This is a genomic window from Halorubrum sp. CGM4_25_10-8A (assembly GCF_005435025.1).
Lineage (GTDB): Archaea > Halobacteriota > Halobacteria > Halobacteriales > Haloferacaceae > Halorubrum > Halorubrum ezzemoulense.
Map to the genome: position 1 here is coordinate 24,392 of NZ_SGTX01000018.1, position 18,949 is coordinate 43,340.

Genomic DNA, 18,949 nt, shown 5'->3' on the forward strand with positions numbered 1-18,949 from the left:
TTACGACGTGACCTGTTCTTGAGGTACAAACGCACCAGTTTCTTTGTCAAACAAGAACGTCGATGGCTGTGCCAACCAGCCGTTACTCCTATCACCGCCATCCGTGGCGGGACTTGGAGATACTTTCTGCCGAATGTTCTCAGCACCGTTCACGTCCGCGTTCGCCACAGTCCCGCACTCATCGCAGACATACAGTCCGCGTTCAACACGGGTTGCGTCACGCTTCCGACCACGGCACGAACACGACTTCGAGGTATCCCGCTCAGACACTTGTTCAATCGTAATACCTTCCATTTCGGCTTTGTATTCGAGAAGGTCTGTGAAACGGTCGAACGCCCACGAGTGTAGATCAAGATTCCCGTGTATGCCCCAGTCCTTTGACTCGGCGTTCTCCTCATCCTCACGGATGCCAGAGAGATCTCCCACCACGATAGTTCCAACTTCCTCGTCAACACACCGCTGGACGATACGTTTCGAGAGTGTGTGGAAGTAGTGGGTACGGCGAGCCGACTTCTTCTGGTTCAGCCCGGTGGCCTGATCGGAATTCGAGTCGTCACACAGAGCGATTCGCTTGCTGAAGTAGCAGTCGTCCTGTTTCAAGCAGTTCAGCGGGTACAGCTCGCTGTGACCGTCTTCATACGCGAGCGCGGCAAAGTTGTTAATACCGAGATCAACACCCACCGTCTTCTCACCGGGGGCTTCATCCACGTCAACCTCGACCTTACAGACGAAGTGTAGTTCCCATTCGTCGCCCGTCCACACAATCTTGGTTTGTTGGACGTTCTCCACGGCGGAGAGGTCAACGTCGGGGCGAGTTTGGTACGTACACAGGACAAAATCCGACCAGTACTCTTTCAGGTTCGATCCTTTTGAGAGTCGGACGCGGTTGTACTGGGTATCGAGTTTGAAGCCTTTCTGCTTGAACGTGACTGTGGAGCGCGGGTGTTCGTCGCCGTGTTTACGGTAGCTGGGCGGGTTCGCTCTCGTGTCTCCGTTACGTCGTTTGCCGTACCAGTCGTTGAACGCCTCAGCGAGTTCTTGAAGGACTCGCTGACTTGACTGCGAATACAGGTCATCATAGCGTTCGTGGGTTTTGAGGTACGTGGTGAGTTCGTTGTGGTTGGGAATGTGACCGATTTCATCCCAGATCCGACTACACGTCCACCGTCCGACGTTCCAGAGTTTCGAGGCGGCGAACCCGAGCGAATCAAGGTCGTCTTACACCCGAGACTGGTTCCGTATGGAAGCAGTATAGGTGCGGGTAACGACCTGTTTCGCTATACGTAACCTATGTAGACTAACTTGCTTGAAGCTATGTATTTGCTCAGCGTGGAATATCCAGCCGTGCCATCGAACGGTGGACTGTGAAGGGTAGTGTCGGATTCATCCCCGCGCTAAAACGCGAGGCTTTCTCCTCAATTCTCCGTAACCGTACCACTGCGATTACCGTCGATACAATCTACGATGTCACCATCTCTTTTTGACTCTCTCGCAGTTGGGTGAACGCTTCTGCTAGGGTCGCAAGGATGAGTAGCGAAAACGGGAGTCCGACAACACCAGACAGCAGGATTCCTATTCCTTCCCCGGCAATGGCACCGACCACTAACGATGTCATGGCTGTTAACACACCTGAGATGAGCCCAATCCCAGCGACAACTACTAATAATAATCCGAACAGCCGCAGCCAATGACCGCGTGTTAGCTGCCAGCTATTCCGAAACCCGGCGATGAAGTTCTTGTCCTCTACCGCGACGTACACGAGCGTAAAGATGAACGCGACGTATGCGATGATTCCAGGAATAACAAAGAGCACTGACCCGACGAGCATGAGAACCGCGTATATGAGCCCCCCAACGAGCGAGTTCAGGAGGACCGGCACAATGTTTCGCGTGTAGTACTCTGACGGAATTTCCTGTGTATGACCGCCGACAAACGTTCGAATCGTGACAATCGTGAGCCATTGAAGCCCCAGCAACAGGAGCATAGCTGCGCTCACGGAAACAGCAAGCGGGGCGTCGATTGCCGGGAGAGCTACGTTCCCTGTCGGCGTACCTGACTGCTCAAGCCCCGTGACGACAGCACTATAAAACGGAATCTGCCACGCAGCCCCGATCAGCAAATATGCGACCAGCAACAGCAAGCCGTTACGATTCGCGACACGGCTGATTCCTCCCGCAAGCGATGAACCAATATTGAGTGTCACGCTAGATCCATCTCGTGTTGATGTGATACATTGTACTGACGCGTTTCACTATCTGAAACTCGGCGTTTCACGGAGGCGTGTTGGAACTTATCAGGTGCGAGACTTAGAGCCAGAATATGAAGTAGTAATTTAGCAACCAAGCGGAAGGACATCACCCTAACGGAGCGGTTCGAGGTTAAGAAGCGACGGATTTGTAGACTGGTCTTCCGATCAGGAATAGGCCTAAGATGCCGAATATAAGTGGTAGAGGGCTACTCTGTTTCTTAAGATACGATTTCGAGGGCGAGCCTTGTACGACATAGGCCGTGGTTGTCTCCCCGACATTGTACCGGTCAATTCTGTCTCCCGCGGCAGTCCTTGTGTCGGACGCTTTTGTTCCTATTCCCGGTCTGATGTTGTCGGAAGTGTATTCGGTTCCGTTGTACGTGTAGCTGTAAGTGACGTGGGGGGTGTACCTGTCCCCCCTTTTTGAGGAATCCATGGTGACTTCTTTGCTCTCTACCGTGGCTTCAATCTGTACCCCGGACGAGAGACTTTGTTGCTGAGAGTATCCCATGTATCCAGCAACTCCGAGCAGCACAATCCCCAGTATTATACTTATCAGAGACAGCTTCGACATATTGGCGATTGTTTAGACTATTGAATAGTAATTTCGACGTATTTCTCACTACGCAACACATACAGCTCTCATTAACCGCTGTTTCAGGCGAAAATATATCTGAAGAATGGGATTTCAACAGATCCTTTCTCCGTAATTTTACTACTGTGATGGCGTTATAGTGTACACTATGGAATCGGTGAGATGCCGACCCGAACCACAAGGGGCGGTGAACTGCGGAGGTTCACCCGGCAATGACACGGATTCCGATGGGGCGTTGTTGACCGCGCCACAGCCGTATAAAGAAGAGAAAACGAGAGTTTCGCCCGTATGTTTGGGGGGTTCCCCATGAGGCGGGTTGAAACCAAAGGGCACTGACAGCCCGAATCCGGTGGACGGATTCCACGTCCTTCAGGGCGTGGAAGAGGTCAATAGCTAAGCAGCCACCCACCGGTTTGCGAGTACGTGCTTCTGAGCCTGAGACACGAGTAGCCGATTTATTATCGATGTATGCCATGGGCCCGTATGAGCAGTCCTGACTGGGCGGGACAAAGACTGTCGAGACGCAATCTGCTTGGTGCGTGTATCGCTGCCGGAACTGCCACTCTCGCAGGATGTACGTCCGGATCTCTCGAGGCTGAAACTACGGTTACCAGAGAGTATGACGGAACCGACATCTCAGAAATTAATGTCCAAGGCGTAAACGGTGACATTGCGATTCGTGATACACAGCGTGAGACGATCCAGCTCAACGGCACAAAGCGGGCAGCAAGCGAAGATGATCTAGAACGCATCACGCTACAAGCCGACCAATCCGACGATCGCCTGTCGCTCACCGTTGACACGGAGGATAGTGGCTTCCTTCCCTTCGGTTCGTCCCCGCTACAGATGGATCTGACACTGACCGTTCCTGAAGGATTACACCTTACTGCTGAGGGGATGAACGGTGATGTCGATATAGAAACTAGCGGGGCCGAGAGCGTCACTGCCGATACAACAAACGGTGATATCACACTTTTAGCATCTGAACTTGTTGAAGTCCAGACCGACACCACAAACGGTGATATCTCAATTACCCTGCCAGCAACCGCGGAGCCAGCAATATCGCTTGACACAACCAATGGCGACACCACAATCAACGGGTTCCAAGCAGATTTAACTGAGTCCGGGTCAGCGGTCGACCGGATGGTTGGAAACGGTACGCACCGTGTTACAGCAACTACTACGAACGGTGATATTACTATCCGCGGTAGGGAGAGAAACGAATGATCAGGTGGTTCCAATCAAAGGACCTTGCGGTTCAATTGATAATCCTCGCAGTAGTTTTTGACCCGCTAGGATTTGCTAGCGGGTATTTGATTGCTCCCTCCTTGGAGATCGCTCCGCTCTATGGTGGAATAGCCGGCCTAATTGCCGGGAGTTCGGTGCTTTCTCTTCATGTGCTTTACACATCTATGAATAAATAAGTAAGATATCATTTGTGTCGAGTCAGTCAGTCGAGAACCCGGAGAGATCAGCCACGACAAACACGTAAACATCGACGCAATATCACGGGAACATATCTACCACGAGCAAATGATTCGCGATATGCGCGGTGTGCCCTCCACGGTACCGAACCGATCAGCTACAGATCTTGTGATCATCGGTACAAATCTGCTCCCTTTGGCTGGCATAGTCTATGGCGATTGGAATGTTTGGACTCTTTTGCTACTCTACTGGATTGAAGCATTTAGCACGGTCCTCTTCGGCGTGCTAAAGTCGTTGTTCGCAAAGCAAGGATCCCCCGATGTTGTCGGAGAACGAGAACCCCTTCATGAACTACGGCACAAACGAGGTGGCTGGCGCCCTCCCTCAACGCTTCCACCAATATATCCCCGCAATGTGCCCTTCGCATTGTCAATCCTCGGTATCTGGGCTTCTACCATACTGCCTATTACGATACTCTCCTGGGTGCTGGTTGAGACATCGATAGCGCTTTCTTGGGAGGTCGCTGTAAGTGTTGGTGCCCTCATAGTCGCACACGGCATCGAGTTTCACCGTGAGTATCTGGGAGCCAAGACATACAAGAATGTGTCCGCCCGTGAAATTCTACAACAACCGTCCCAGCTCACGCTTGGGGTGATGTTTTTGGGGATAATCGGCCTGTCAATGGGCCAATCAGCCGGAGTAACTGTACTTGGAGGATTTGTGATTGTTAAGACAATTCTCGCTGTATCGTGGGAATCTACTGGTCCAATAGCAAGCGCATTTCAAGAGCTCTTTGACCGACTCAGTGCTGACCGTGAGTTTAGTCGGTCACAACCAGAGCTAAGCCTCCCGGATGAGCCGGTTGAGGCGCGAGTGACAGTCAGCCCGCAATCTGTCCTACTTGGAAGCAGTACCACGATACTACTCACGGTGGTTAATCGCGGTGTCGCGCTGCTGCTGGCTGGTGTTGTCGCCGCAATAGTTACAGCGCGTTTTTTATGGGTCGGCATTGGCCTCACCGTGCTACTGGGAATTTTTATTATCCGCGCCGGGAGCTACTACTTCCGGTACGGCACTATTGAGTACCAACGGCGTGGTGAGATGCTTGTCGCGTACGACACCGTACTTGATGCGCCACAGTGGCTGGTTCCGATTCACTCGCGAGCACGATTTGAAATCAAGAACGCCATTCCTGACCGCCTATTTGGTACCGGAACACTACAGATTTCAAACGTTGAGACAGCCCCGACAAACACAGTTCAGTTTGGTCCTGTCGCTGATCTTGACCACGCGACCGAGACACTTGATCTGCCGATCAGACACGAGGAACGCCCTGAGCAGGATCCCGCAGTCGTGGGTGCCGCACTCGTGTTGGCACTAGTTTTCCTTAGTGTTCCACTACTGCTGCTTGGCTCCCCTCAGGTGAGTGGCGCAGAAATGGCAGCTGTCATGGTGTTGATCGCACCGTTTTTTATGATTTTACTCAGCGTCCTCATATATGCGATGCTCGCTCGAATCTAAATGATCTGCGAGGGCAAGCTCATCGACCCACCGGGGTCGAAGAGAGGCCAAACACTCGACCCATGTTTTATATACTCAAGATACCGTTCAATCACTTCTCCCGACACCGCTCCCGTCGTTCCTGCGTAGCATCCGGTTGTAACCCCACAGAGCGGGAAATTGTATCAGCTGTTGAGAGTTTCAACAGAGCCGAAGGTGTCATAGAACGTTTCACACAGAATTATGTTTCACTCCAGCATTCGATGAACTGTCTGGTAAGTAGGGTTGTGGGGGTGTCATAGAACTCTTCTCACACCTCGTTGACTGACCTGTGGATCACTCAGTACAGAGGATTCATACACCAGAGTCGACCGACGCCTCCTTCATTTCTGTTAGGAACGCTTTGCGAGATACAGAGCGTGAGTTCAGCAATCAAACCGATTCCGCCTTACCGGGGAGCAGTAAATATAACCGTTAGATAACTGGTGGAGTTGTCCAAACAATTCGGTGGCGTCTGCGATGGATCAATTGCCCTGGATTGTATCGATAACCACTGTTGCCACCACAATCGGATCTATCGGAACCGAACTACTATCGCTGAGCTTGATCTCGTATTGGTCACGTATTGCGAAATCGCTCTCAATAGTACCAATAGAATTGCCGGCTGCATCAGCTATCTCGAAGTTGTGCCCGATAAATTGTCCCACTGGCAGGAACTTTCGAGCTATAGTAATAAGTCCACCACCCGAGGTGACTTTGGCGACGAGGGAGCCGTCCTGAGCATCGTGGATCCGCCAGGTGTCTTGGAAGAAAGAAAAGTCATTATCCAGAACGACGAGATCATCTCCAGTCTGGCTATCTGTTAGCAGGTAGTCACCAGCGATATCCAGCGTACCACCAGGCGCTATAGTCAGCAACTCATTATCGTCGTCATCAACGAAGGAAGTTTCCCCCTCGTACGTATTATAAGTACAGCGGAATATTGTCTGGCCAGTGATATTTCTGGCTTCATACTCAGGTCGAAAGTTCTTGTCTTGTCCTGTCTGTTCGACTGTATATTTGGTGCTAGATAGGCCAAGGCCAGTAATCTCGTATTGTTGTGGTGTTTCCATCTTCTGAATGTTGTCTCGACAACATATAAATCCGGGATATCCTACCCGAGGTGATGTGAGTCAACTCAACTCATTTCGCTCGTTTCCGGCGTTCTCTGTGGAAACAGTCCGCAAGACTCGCGCTCTGTACCTCGCACGAGTCTTCAAACATTATCTCAAACTATCAAGAATCTCAGCGGTCAATTCGCAAGCGCGTTTTATCGGCTGATTCGGCTGTGAATTCACGAATCTCCATTTGGTAGGAGTCGGGAGGGCCCTGACCGGCAGCCTGCTGTTGTTCATATCGGGGCAGTCAGTTCCTGCTCTGACGGCGCTCACTCTTGCAGCAATCACTGGATTTTCTTTTACCGGATGGCCGAAAATCAAGGAGGAGGTTCCGGAGTAGCACGGTTCGTCAATTCACTGTATTTACCAGCGCAATAGAGTCAAGCAAGGTTTGAGAAGAGTTGTATGACAGCCTCACAGAGCCGGCTAAGTCAAAAGTGTATGATAAGTAGACGAGTTCTAACTAGATTGTATTTATCGCTGCTGTTGCGGGCTGTGTAACACGGCCCCCAGCTATTTGCCAGAAAGAGAACGACTTCTGATATGGAACGAAAAGCGCTCGCAGCGCTCGGCTTACTGGCGCTAGTGGCGCTCGCAGGCTGCTCAGCAACAGGATCGTTGTCGATGGAGGCCGCGAACGACGCGGAGATAGCAGAAGCCGCCAGCCGGCCGGCCGTCGTGGACAGTCCGGCCCCCGACGACCGACGGGTGGTTCGAGAGGCGATCGAGAATGGCTCGGGGACAGCCACGGCTACTGATCCGCCGGTCCAACGGGGATTACCGCTCGCATACGAGGGCAGCTACTACGAGATCGACTGGAACGTCACCGGCACCGGGCCCGGGACCGCATTCGCTGTCGGCGTCGATCTCAACGGGACGGCACCAGCCGACCAGACCGTCGGATTCGAGGAACTCTCAGAGCGTGACCGCCGACTGTTGGGTAATCTACTCACGGCTATGAGCGAGCGTGAGCCCCGGCTCAGTCCCGGCCCCGAAATCGCCATCCCAGAGGAGTACACAATGTCAGAAACCAACGAGAGCGTGTTGTTGTCCGGCGAGTACAGCGCCGTTCGGTACAATGGCACCGTCTACCCCTTCGTGCTGGAGGAACGCAGAGAAGAAACCCTGACTCGGTACCGTTACACCGTCGGTAGGGTCGCCGAAAGCACTAACGCGTACGCGCAGCAGCTTCGCGATGAGCATCTATTCAGACTGTCAGGGCTCTCGGAAGGCGAGCGGTCAGTAATGAACGAGGCGATCAACGGTGTCTATTACGCCGAGGGCACCGACGACGAGTCGTTCCAGTCGATAATGGACCAGTTCTCGGCGGAGTCGGCGATTGAGGCCGACAGCTACGATGGCACCTGGCTGGTGCGCTACGATGGGAAGGTGTACACCGCGGACCTTTCGTACGGCGGTTTCGACCAAGACGAGCGACCCATTGCCGGGTAGTACCGGCTCTGCCTACCCAGATAGCCTACTACCCTGACGGCCTCGGGGTGTCGAGGCCACAACGGACATGTCTCCCGACCGCCATGGACCTCGCCGGTCTCAGCGTTGTCCATGTGAAACGGTCGCAATCGGGGGTCGGTCACCATGAGCCAGAGACGCCCGGGAACGATGCCCAGTACGAGACATTCGCCCGCAGCAATCACGGAATCTCAGACGAGCAGGACCTCATCACGACGGTGTTCAGCTATATCGACGAACTCGACGGCGACGTGCTCGTGGGCTACAACGGGATCGACTTCAACATGGATTTTCTTGCCAAGCGATGCGCCCACTTCGATCTGGCGCCGTCACCACCAGCCCTCCAGACATCGGGCCAGCATATCAACCTCTTCACTGATCGAAAGGCAGCGTGTGGCGCAGGCGAAAAGTGGCCCTCGCTTGAAGACTGTCTCGACAGTTACGGGTACCCGGTCCCGAAGACGACCTGAAACGGCGTCCCGCTCGATAATTCCCGCTTCGGCGACGAGTTTGGGCCAGCATTTCTAGACGTCGTCGCAACTGGTGATGAGCGAGTGATCACTGGGTATCGTGAGGTCCTCGACCACTACCTGAAAACCGATCTTGAGGCCAACATTGCGCTCTACTACGCTGACCAAGGGCTCTCTTTTGACCCAGTTATGCTCGGTGTGCTCGGAGAATTTACTACAGAACTGCCTTGAGAACCCTTTCGGGGGACGGTCTTTCCACAGTCGATCTGCGAAGAGACGAAACCGCTGGCATCAAGCTCGTGAACGCACTCAATGCTGGTGGGTACCCACCGATAAGTTTGGCAGGGCGAGTCTCCCACTCATCCACGCGGTACCACAGAACTCGCGGATCATCTGAAGACCGCCTCTCTTCACCGACTACCCCTGAGTCGGCTATCCCTCGACGGTCCTCGAACATTACACACCGAGCAGCCCGCATTGAAGCTACGAAAACAGTCTGTGGGTTACGTGCTACCGTCTGAGGTGACACCCAAACGTGAGGCCTGTTTCACCCACGTTCCATTACCCACTCCCGTTCAACATCTCCACTCGACTCATCACTACTGTCAGGGTCGCTCTCGGTGTCAGCCAAGGCAGCAGTGCTACGATTGAACCCTCCAGACGGGTTAGTAATGTCCACCATCAACCGTGGGTACCAGCGGGAAGTCTCGGCTTGTAGCTGAACGTGTAATCGATCCGCTTCTGAGATGAGATCCTCCCGCCATTCGCGGCGCCTCTGAAAGTTAGATTCGAACTCATTGAGGACTCCTTGGACTGGGTTTCCCGCCTCCAGTTGCCGATGGAGGTGTTCAGCCCAAGAGTCATTCAGTCGGTCCCAGAAGTCGATGTTGAAATCCCGTTCCGCACCCGTTGCCTCGATCTGTGATCGGATCTCCTCACGGAGTTGTGCCGGTGAATCCCTAGAGAACAGGGCAGGCCCGCACAAGTGGATCCATTCGACATCCTGGATGTAATGTCCATCGAGATTATCCGCACGACACGCGTTTTTGAATTGTGCTTGCCTGCCGTTTGTCCGCGTGAGTCGCTCCGGCAGCAGCATGCCCGTGTCAACGTCTGATTCTCGAATCGCTTCGCGTAATTCTCCTTCAAGTTCTGCGTCGAATTTCTGGAATTCACGGAGATCGCGCTCAAACGCAGCGATATCGGCTCGTAGTTCCTCACTCACCTGTGCCCGCTGCCACGGCTGAACAGTCTCCCACTCCACCTCGATAGATGCCCCCCGCCCGATTAATTTACAGCCGGATGCGATTTGGTAGAGATCGTCTCTAACATCGGAGAGGGCGGTGTTCACTTCCGTCGCTCGGCGGTCGTACATGGTGTACACGACAGTGAACATGACTGAGAGCGCAGTGAGCGAAACTGTGACCGCTGTCGCGGGATCAATCCCGATCTGACTGGGTACCCGCCCATCCCGAAGCGACTGCCAGTCGACCGACTCCAAAATCAGCACCTCAATACCTTCTCGGAGAGAGGTACTCGTTTCGGCGTGGTCGGGAAGGGAACCATCCATGAGTGATCAGAGTGTCTGTAATCGCTGGGCGACGAGGACGGCGAAGACACCGAGCAAAACCAAGCCGATCGTCGACTCGATCGTCACGAGCATCGTCCCGATCCGGGTCGCCTCGACTACGCTCGTCGTTACGCCGGGGCTAAACGCTTGGAGGCTGAACACCAGCGCCCCGATGAGGTCTGTCTCTCCCGGTACCACACCGATCCCAATCGTAGTATATACAACCGCAAAATAGGCGACCACCACAATGCTCGTTGTTAGTACCCGTGCCGGCCGTTGTCCGTGTCCCGTCACCACTCCGTTCAGTAGGAGTCCGAAATAGCGTCCGTACTGACCGTCGAGCTGTGCTTGTCTGCGTTGGAGTGTGTAGTACTCCGACCGACGCCGAAACGCGGCGTCAGTTAGATCCTCATCCTCAAGCAACCCCACAAGCGTTCGGTACAAGCCGAGCATTTCTGGAACCTCGAGACCCCTCTGTTCAAGCTCGGTCAGCGAGGGGAACCGAGTACTCCGGTTGATCGACGCGTCCTGTAATCGAACGCCACTGAGATCACTCTCCTGTAGTGTTGCTCCATCGAGGACCGCACCTGAGAGATCGGCATTCTTGAGGCTACTCCCTGTAAGATCACTATCGGTAAGGTCGGTACCGGACAGGTCAGCCCCACGAAAGCTAGCGTCATTAAAAGTACACTCTCGACAGCGAGCACCCGAAAGTCGCGTAGCATCAAATTCGACACTCACAGCGGATGTCCCATTTAGTGTGGCATCGCGGAGATCACACATTGCGAACGAGCCAGTATCAAGTGCTGTCCGTCGGATAACCGCCCCTCGAACGCGGCACCCTTCAACTCGAATATCACCGACATCGGTCGTGATGAGTATCGCGTCGGAAAGATCAGTGTCAGTGGCTCTGATAGCCCCGCATATTGTCTCCGTCAGATCAATCCCCGTAGCAACGGTATCATCGAGTGTGAGGCTATCGACAGTCGCTCGGGTAAACACCACATCGTCGAGGTTGCTATTACGAAACTCAACCCCTGCGTCCGCGACCGTCTGATTCAGTACTGCGTCCTCGAACGACGAATCGATGGCAGTAAACCCATCAAGTCGCGCCTCACTCAGCTCCGCCTGTTGGAACGTCGATGCGACGACGGACGCATCAGTGAAATCACACCCGTCGAGTTCTGTCCGAGCAAGGTCACACTCGCGGATCGTCGCTCCGGCGAAGGTCGAGTCGCTGAGATCAACACCGGCACTAAACTCCACCCCTCGGAGTGTCGCGTTGGCGAGCTCGGCACCACGCAACTTTGTGTCGGGTGGAACCGTATCCGGAAATCCATCTGTCGGCCGCTCACTCTCTGGACAGTGCCAGACGCACAATCCTGTATCCGACATCGACGGCTGGGTACAGCGGTACTGACTCTCATTGTCCTCAGCCGCACTGAGTGTAAACGAACACTGGCCCCACCCTCCACTCATTCGCTCTGTCTATCTACCGGGTCTCATATATGTGTACCGCTGAATTATGGAAGATTCAAGGCTAAAACCCCGCCCTTCAGGGCGGGGATACAGCCGACAATTCCTCCACTAACCACGTTCGATGGCACTGCTGGATATTCCACACTCAGTCGTTACTTTAACACGTAATCTTCTATAACTAGTTATGAACACAGTCTGATGCTGGAGACCACTCGTACCTATCGGGCGAAAATCGTCAACCACTCTCAGGTGAGTGGCGACCTTGACCAGTGTGGGTTCTCTGCATCAAAACTGTGGAACGTCGCCCGATACTACACACAAGGTCGGTGGGATGAAGACGGGGAAATACCTGACGACGGCGAACTCAAATCCGAACTCAAGGAACACGAACGATACAGTGACCTACATTCTCAGTCAAGTCAGCGAGTTCTCGAAGAGCTTGCTGAGTCGTTCACCAGTTGGTACAAAGCACGCCAACGCGGAGATGAGGACGCCAACCCACCCGGCTATCGCAAACACGGCGACGAACACCCGCGCTCCACCGTGACGTGGAAGCAGAAGGGCATCAAGCACGATTCCAAACACAACAAACTCCGACTGAGCAAGGGCTTCAACCTGAAGAACCACCGCTCAGACTTCATCCTGTGTGAGTACGAGACGCGACCGGACGTGACCGTGGAGAACATCCAGCAAGTGCGAGCCGTGTGGAACGGCGACAACTGGGAACTTCACCTCGTCTGTAAGGTCGAGATACCTGTTGAGGACGCACCCGGCGAGAAGACGGCGGGTATCGACCTTGGCATCAAGAACTACCTCGCTATCGCCTACGACGACGGTGAGGCAGAGTTGTATCCGGGAAATGTGCTGAAACAAGACAAGCACTACTTCACCCGCGACGAGTACGACACAGAGGGCGAGAATGGCCCGTCGCGCCGTGCCCTTCGTGCCCGTCAGAAACTTCACGCCGGAAAGACCACTTCCTTCACTCACTCGCCAAGCACGTCGTAGAGCGGTGTATCGACCACGAGGTCGGACACATCGCCATCGGTGACTTGAGCAAGATTCGTGAGGACGAGAACGGTGAGTCTCGGAACTGGGGTCGAAGTGGAAACAAGAAGCTCCACGGTTGGGAGTTCGACCACTTCACCACGTTGCTCGAATACAAGGCTGAGGAACACGGTATCCTCGTTGACCGAAAGAGCGAGCGCGACACGTCGAAGACGTGTTCGTGTTGTGGTCGGAAGTGTGACTCAAACCGTGTGGAGCGTGGTTTGTACGTCTGTGAGTCGTGCGGTACAACGATGAATGCGGACGTGAATGGCGCGGTGAATATTCGCAGAAAGATAACTCAGAATCCCCCCACACGGGATATGAGTAACGGTTGTTTGGCACGGCCAGTAGCCTACCTGTTCAACCAAACCTCTGGGTCGTTCCACCCGAGGGAACAGGTGGGTTGCGAATCTTAATATCCCAACGCTCGGGAATCCTCGCCCTTCAGGGCGGGGAGGATGTCAACCGGCTTCGAGATGTACGACCGCTGCCGCGATCCCGGTGAGGGGTTAGGGATCCCGGCGTCCGAATCAGCGGACGCGTTCAATAATGAAGCCGTTCGACGGGCAGTGATCCCAGCAGCAAACGGTATCAGCACTGCGCGAGATATGGCCCGATTTTACGCGTGTATAGCTAATGGCGGCGAAATCGATGGCACGCGCCTGCTCGATGCGGAGACAGTTTCCGAAGCGACCAAGACTCACGCTGAAACAGACGCAGACGGCACACTCTCCCGGCCAGCCCGGTATGGGCTCGGATTTTGGACCGGCGGACTGGCGAATGACATGTTCGGATCCTTCAGCCGCGAGCGGATGTTCGGCCATGCCGGGCTCGGGAGTATCTTCGGCTGGGGGGATCCGGAACTCAACGTTGGCTTCGCATACGTCACCAACGGCATCCGCGAGGAATCATGGGAGCACGCCGCTCGCATCAGTGGAATGTCCGATGCTGTCCGATTAGCGCTCTATGAGTGAGGTCTCGCAGGATTTGACTTTCATTGATAGGGTACTTTCGGCCTATCTGAGCCTATTGAATCCCTGGCTTGTTGATGTGTTTTAGCGGTCCTGCTGAATACAGGGCGCTTATCGGTCACGACACTGATTTCTCATTCGAAGACTGACGGAATAATATGCCAAATGACCAGTATCAGTACGAGTCAATTGGGGTAATTCGGACACCCTTTGGATCGTCGGAAGGGATGCCAATTCAACCAGCTGGAGCAGATACCGTAGAGGGAACTGTCGAGGTAAAGGGGTCATACGTTAATGCGTTGAAAGACTTGAACGGGTTCTCTCACTGTATTTTGCTGTCTTCCTCCGCGTGTGGAACGACTACGCGAAGCGGGGGAAGTACCGCGAGACGCCGATCCCGAAGGAACTCGCCAGTTCCGTTCGGACGCTCTCATACGAACGCGACCCCGACGAGCCGATCGTCGACGTCGAACCGAACTCGATTTATCGCTGGGTGAAGCGCGCCGGCGAGCGCCGGTACGCCGGGACCAGCGATGAGGGGTGGACATACCTCGATGTCCACGACCTCCGGCGTACTTGGGGCGGTCATTTGCTGTGGGACTGCGGTATTCTTCCTGCCGTCGTGATGAGTTTCGGCGGGTGGGAAGACTGGGAGACGTTCAGAAACCACTATCTCGGAGGGATGAGCCCGATAGCTGCGGAACGCGAGCGCGAGAAGATCTCGTTCGTCTCGGGGAACGTCGAATCCGACCCGGGTGCGGATCCGGTTTTTGAGCCGACAGTTCAGTCGCGTTCTTTGTACTGATTTATACGCCTAATGATAGGCCAATTTGTAGATGGCTCTTGTCCAATCTGGCGAAATAACGATTCGATATGTGATATGGGCTGCTACTGACTGCTGAATATAGAGGTTATAGTCAGCATCAGAGCATTGTTATTTCAAATTAGCAGAATCAGGACAGAAATTGACTTTGTTGATACCGAGAAATTAATTCATAGTTAGCCAGTAGTTTTTTTATAATAATAACACATTACAGACCATGCCGTTCAGTTTACACCGAGAGATTCAGCTTCTCCACGTTGATGACGACCCCTCCATCACGGACCTGACAGGGACGTTTCTCGAACGCGAGGACGACCGCTTCGCTGTCCAGACAGCGACCAGTGCCGACGAGGGGTTGGAGAATATTAATGACCGCCCGCCTGACTGCGTCGTCTCGGATTACAATATGCCCGGCACGGACGGCATCGAATTCCTACAGGCTGTCCGAGAGGAGTATCCCGACCTCCCGTTTATCCTCTTCACCGGCAAGGGCAGCGAGGCAGTCGCCAGTGACGCCATTGCTGCCGGTGTCACCGACTATCTCCAGAAGGGGAGCGGCACCGAACGGTACGAACTCTTGGCCAACCGGATCCGCAACGCCGTTCGGACCCGCCGCGAAGCCGAGCGGGCCGACAGACAAGAACAGTTGATGCGATTGACGGAATTCAACGGTGATACAGGTGGTTTCGAACTGGACACAGAGAGCAATACTGTCGTGCTGACGGCAGGTACCCGGCGAATCATTGGCCGTCGTAACCAACACGAAATGTCTCTGGAGGAGGCGCTGAAACTGTTCCATCCAGACGACCGCGAAGACATCCAGCATACACTCGACAAGGTGCTGGAGACGCGCGAAGAACTGTACGACACATGGCGACTCCAACCGGGTGACGGCGAGGAACGTCTCCTCGATATGACAATTACTCCGGTTGTCGAGAATGGGGGGGAGGTAACGAAGCTCCGGGGGGCCGGTCACGATATTACTGAGCGTGAGGAGCACGAACGGACCGCTCGGCAGCGACAGAAGCAATTATCGCTGTTTTTTGAAGAATCACCACTTGGGGCAGTCCAGTGGGATTCTGAATTCCAGTTTGAACGGATGAACAGACGGGCCGAAGAGATTCTCGGCTACAGTGAGGCAGAGTTGTGTGGCGAGTCATGGGAGGGGATTGTCGCTGGTGACGACCGCGGACAGGTGGGTGATGCTGTAGAAAAACTCCTTGATGCGGACGGCGGAACCCACGTGATCAATAGGAACGTCCGAAAGGATGGGGAGGTAATCACCTGCGAGTGGCACAACCGTGTCGTCACCGACGCAGATGGGGACGTCCAGACGATTTTTTCGAAGTTTCAGGATGTTACCGACCGAGAGCGGCGGAAGACTGAATTAGAAGAGTACGAGACGATCATCGAGGCACTCAGTGATGCGGTGTACGTGGTTGACGAAAAGGGGCAGTTCACCTACGTTAACGACGAGTTGGTGGAATTAGTCGGCTACGACCGGGAAACGATTCTCGGGAACACACCATCGCTGATCAAAGACGAAGAGGCCGTCCAACGGGCCGAGCAGGAATTGGGACAGTTACTATCGAGCGATGGCCCGGAAGCGGTAACATTCGAAGTGACGGTCCACCCCCGCGAAGGCGATCCAATCGTCTGCGAAGATCATATGGGCGTCCTTCCGTACGATGGCGAGGAGTTCAACGGGTCGGTCGGCACACTCCGGGATGTCACCGAGCAACGAGAACGTGAAGCCGAACTCCGCCAGACCACCAACCAACTACAGGGTGTTATCGATAGCGTTGAGTCAGCGATGTGGATTCGAAACACCGATCACGAGTACGTGTATATGAATCAATATCATCGGGACCTGTTTGACATTGCTGACGATACCGACATCGCCGGAAAACGGGCAGCAGATTTACACTCGGCGGAAGTGGCTGAGAAATTTCAGCAGAACGACAAAAGAGTGTATGAGACGAGAGAACAGGTCGAGATCGAAGAGGTCATTCAGACCGACGACGGTCGTCAGTACTTTCTCACCCGGATTGTCCCACTGTTTGACAATGGCTCCGTATACGCCACCTGTGGCATCGCCACCAACATTACTGAGCAGAAAGAGTACGAAGAAAAATTGTAACGACAGAACGAGCGTTTGGAAGAGTTCGCCAGCATCGTCAGCCACGATTTATGGAACCCACTCTGTGTGGCCTAAGGATGGTTGGAACTGATTCGGGACGAGTGTGCGAGTGACCATATCGACGTCGTAGCACAGACATTTGACCGGATGGACGCGCTCATTGAGGACCTGCTGATTCGGGCGCTCAGGTATTCCCGGTCACTCGGAACTGCCCTCGCCTACCGGCGTCTCCTCTTCGATCTCGGCGGTGTCACGGTCGACAGTTACCCGGACCTTCTGGATACGTGTGTCATCCACCTGTTCGGCCCGGAGCGTGACGTTCTCGTAGTTGAACTCTTCGTCCTGCTCGACAAGGCGGCCCGCAAGGTTGAAAACGAAGCCCGCGATACTCTCGAACTCCTCGCCTTCTGGCAGTACAATGTCGAGCGCTTCATTGATTTCCTCGATGTTAACCCCACCGTTCACGAGGACGGTGTCATCGTCAACGAATTCGATCGGATCGTCTTCGTCACCCGCCAGTATTTCGCCGACGATTTCCTCGGTCATATCCTCCATCGTGATGAGGCCCTCAGTGGCACCGAACTCGTCGACGACGATAGCCATCTGTATCCGTTTCTCGCGCATTTCCGAGAGGAGCGCGTCGACGTTTTTCGACTCGGGGATGTGGAGCGTCGGAGCGATTACGTCCTCTACGTCGAGGTCGTCGAAAGTGTCGTAGTTCGAATTCTGTAGGTCACGGATGTCGAAGACGCCGATCACACTGTCTAGCGACCCATCGTAAACTGGTAGGTCCGCGTGACCACTTGAGATACACTTCTGGATTGCCTCCTCAACGGTCGCATCACTGGAGATAGCCGCCACATCGAGGCGGGGGGTCATCACCTCCTTGGCAGTGGCATCGGTGAATCGAAGGGCGCGTTGGAGCCGCTGGTGTTCCTCCTCGTCGAGGACCCCCTCACGCTCGCCCGTTTGAATCATATTTCGAATCTCGTCTCGGCTGACGTAGGTCGACTCGATGGACGGGCTGCCGCCGGTAAGTCTGTTCACGACGCCCGTCAGGTAGTGGAATACGGTGATAAGCGGCCACAGTGGCTTCTCGACGATCTTTAGCCCCCGGGCGACACGCCGTGCGTGTAGTCCAGTGTTCTCTACGGCGTAGGATTTGGGTGCGCTCTCGCCGAATATTAACACCACCGACGTGATGCCGAGCGACGAGACGATAACTGCCGTGCCCGCGTCGAAATAGAAGCCAACGATAGTCGTCGAGATTGAGGACATCGTGATGTTGACCATATTGTTCCCCACGAGAATTGTTACGAGAAGGCGGTGGGGATCCTCCTTGAGAGATTTGACCGCCCGTGCGCCACGCAGGCCTTGCTCAACCATCGCATCTACCTGATGGGACGGCAAGGAGAACAGCGCAATCTCCGACGACGAGAAGAATCCCGACCCTACCAAGAGAAGCAGAATCAAGCCGATACCGACCGTGGTGACTGCCGTTTGGCTCAGTTCGGCGCCGACGACTGGCACGGTGTACTGGAGGAGGCCGCCCCTGGACAGTACTGTGAGGAGAGATATCCACATGCGACCACCTAATGCGTGAGCAGAAAAGTAACCCGTGGTAACAGAGTATGGATTCCTTGAGTTACACCCATACGAGAGCCTGTCATAGAAACCATCTCATAGCTTGAGCTTCTCGCGGCCAGGGTCGTCTCCCCGCTCGAAGTTGGTGATTACAACAACGAGACGGAGACACCAACCATCTGCTCAGACAATAGTGAGGCACCGGCCTGTGACAGTGTACACCCGTCACCGGTGAAGCGGACTGTTTCGACTGTGGTCCCATCATCACTGAGAGCTACCTGAGGTCTCCTTCAGGGTGCGTTGGGCCGACACACTGTGGGTTCGTCGTTGCTGCCTCAACATCGGGAGAGGGAAGCTCACCGTAGTTCCGGGGATTCTGCGAGTGATCTGCGAGTAACTCTTGAACAAACTTGCTGTTCATAAAAGACACTAAACACTCTTATGAGCACGATTGTACGGCTAGTCAG

12 protein-coding genes and 4 pseudogenes are annotated in these 18,949 nt (G+C 54.3%); 8 read left to right on the forward strand and 8 right to left on the reverse strand.

The features are described 5' to 3' along the window. The 3 genes and pseudogenes from EXE52_RS15160 to EXE52_RS15170 all read right to left on the reverse strand — a co-directional run bounded on the left by EXE52_RS15160 (nucleotide 1) and on the right by EXE52_RS15170 (nucleotide 2,822). Nucleotides 1-1,281: pseudogene (locus EXE52_RS15160) on the reverse strand (RNA-guided endonuclease InsQ/TnpB family protein). 178 nt (nucleotides 1,282-1,459) lie between these two features. Further along, nucleotides 1,460-2,203 carry a hypothetical protein gene (locus tag EXE52_RS15165; protein WP_241988275.1) on the reverse strand — a complete coding sequence of 248 codons (744 nt, stop codon included), beginning with the start codon at nucleotides 2,201-2,203 and terminating at the stop codon, nucleotides 1,460-1,462. A 175-nt stretch (nucleotides 2,204-2,378) separates the two neighbouring features. Next, on the reverse strand, nucleotides 2,379-2,822 hold the full coding sequence (locus EXE52_RS15170) for a DUF3592 domain-containing protein (protein WP_080508728.1): 444 nt from the start codon (nucleotides 2,820-2,822) through the stop codon (nucleotides 2,379-2,381). A gap of 504 nt (nucleotides 2,823-3,326) precedes the next feature. Between EXE52_RS15170 and EXE52_RS15175 the strand changes: the two genes are divergently transcribed. Both EXE52_RS15175 and EXE52_RS18855 read left to right on the forward strand, forming a co-directional pair. After that, the gene (locus tag EXE52_RS15175) at nucleotides 3,327-4,070 is read left to right on the forward strand and encodes a DUF4097 family beta strand repeat-containing protein (RefSeq protein WP_094552384.1); all 744 of its coding nucleotides are present in this window, start codon (nucleotides 3,327-3,329) and stop codon (nucleotides 4,068-4,070) included. Nucleotides 4,071-4,388: 318 nt separating this feature from the next. Further along, a complete protein-coding gene (locus EXE52_RS18855; RefSeq protein ID WP_241988276.1) occupies nucleotides 4,389-5,789 on the forward strand; it encodes a DUF6498-containing protein in 1,401 nt (466 codons plus the stop codon). 503 nt (nucleotides 5,790-6,292) lie between these two features. Here the strand turns inward: EXE52_RS18855 and EXE52_RS15190 are convergent. Then, entirely contained in the window at nucleotides 6,293-6,880 is a 588-nt protein-coding gene (locus EXE52_RS15190) for a hypothetical protein (RefSeq protein WP_137703853.1), read from the reverse strand. A 588-nt stretch (nucleotides 6,881-7,468) separates the two neighbouring features. Here EXE52_RS15190 and EXE52_RS15195 point away from each other — a divergent pair. After that, on the forward strand, nucleotides 7,469-8,377 hold the full coding sequence (locus EXE52_RS15195; RefSeq protein ID WP_241988277.1) for a hypothetical protein: 909 nt from the start codon (nucleotides 7,469-7,471) through the stop codon (nucleotides 8,375-8,377). Between the two features lie 83 nt (nucleotides 8,378-8,460). Further along, on the forward strand, nucleotides 8,461-8,865 hold the full coding sequence (locus EXE52_RS15200; RefSeq protein ID WP_137703854.1) for a 3'-5' exonuclease: 405 nt from the start codon (nucleotides 8,461-8,463) through the stop codon (nucleotides 8,863-8,865). Nucleotides 8,866-9,412: 547 nt separating this feature from the next. On the opposite strand, the gene EXE52_RS15205 is transcribed toward EXE52_RS15200, so the two are convergent. Together EXE52_RS15205 and EXE52_RS15210 are read right to left on the reverse strand one after the other, a co-directional pair. Beyond that, the gene (locus EXE52_RS15205; RefSeq protein ID WP_137703855.1) at nucleotides 9,413-10,261 is read right to left on the reverse strand and encodes a hypothetical protein; all 849 of its coding nucleotides are present in this window, start codon (nucleotides 10,259-10,261) and stop codon (nucleotides 9,413-9,415) included. 180 nt (nucleotides 10,262-10,441) lie between these two features. After that, complete coding sequence (locus EXE52_RS15210) at nucleotides 10,442-11,914, reverse strand: pentapeptide repeat-containing protein (RefSeq protein WP_080508708.1); 1,473 nt, start codon at nucleotides 11,912-11,914, stop codon at nucleotides 10,442-10,444. A gap of 198 nt (nucleotides 11,915-12,112) precedes the next feature. On the opposite strand from EXE52_RS15210, the pseudogene EXE52_RS15215 reads away from it, so the two are divergent. The 4 genes and pseudogenes from EXE52_RS15215 (at nucleotide 12,113) to EXE52_RS18605 (ending at nucleotide 16,898) form a co-directional block, all read left to right on the forward strand. Then, nucleotides 12,113-13,380, forward strand: a pseudogene (locus tag EXE52_RS15215) (RNA-guided endonuclease InsQ/TnpB family protein). A 51-nt stretch (nucleotides 13,381-13,431) separates the two neighbouring features. Further along, nucleotides 13,432-13,938 (forward strand): annotated as a pseudogene (locus EXE52_RS15220) (serine hydrolase domain-containing protein); the annotation flags it as partial. A gap of 346 nt (nucleotides 13,939-14,284) precedes the next feature. Beyond that, nucleotides 14,285-14,740, forward strand: a complete 456-nt coding sequence (locus tag EXE52_RS15225) for a tyrosine-type recombinase/integrase (protein WP_049933286.1) — start codon at nucleotides 14,285-14,287, stop codon at nucleotides 14,738-14,740. A 235-nt stretch (nucleotides 14,741-14,975) separates the two neighbouring features. Continuing rightward, nucleotides 14,976-16,898: a PAS domain S-box protein gene (locus EXE52_RS18605; RefSeq protein ID WP_199239166.1), complete on the forward strand. Its 1,923-nt coding sequence runs from the start codon at nucleotides 14,976-14,978 to the stop codon at nucleotides 16,896-16,898. A gap of 198 nt (nucleotides 16,899-17,096) precedes the next feature. Here the strand turns inward: EXE52_RS18605 and EXE52_RS15240 are convergent, their stop codons facing one another. Continuing rightward, nucleotides 17,097-18,482 (reverse strand): hemolysin family protein, encoded by a 1,386-nt coding sequence (locus EXE52_RS15240; protein WP_137703856.1) that lies wholly within the window; start codon nucleotides 18,480-18,482, stop codon nucleotides 17,097-17,099. A gap of 149 nt (nucleotides 18,483-18,631) precedes the next feature. Then, a pseudogene (locus EXE52_RS19200) lies at nucleotides 18,632-18,706 on the reverse strand (hypothetical protein); the annotation flags it as partial. Nucleotides 18,707-18,949 lie beyond the last annotated feature (243 nt).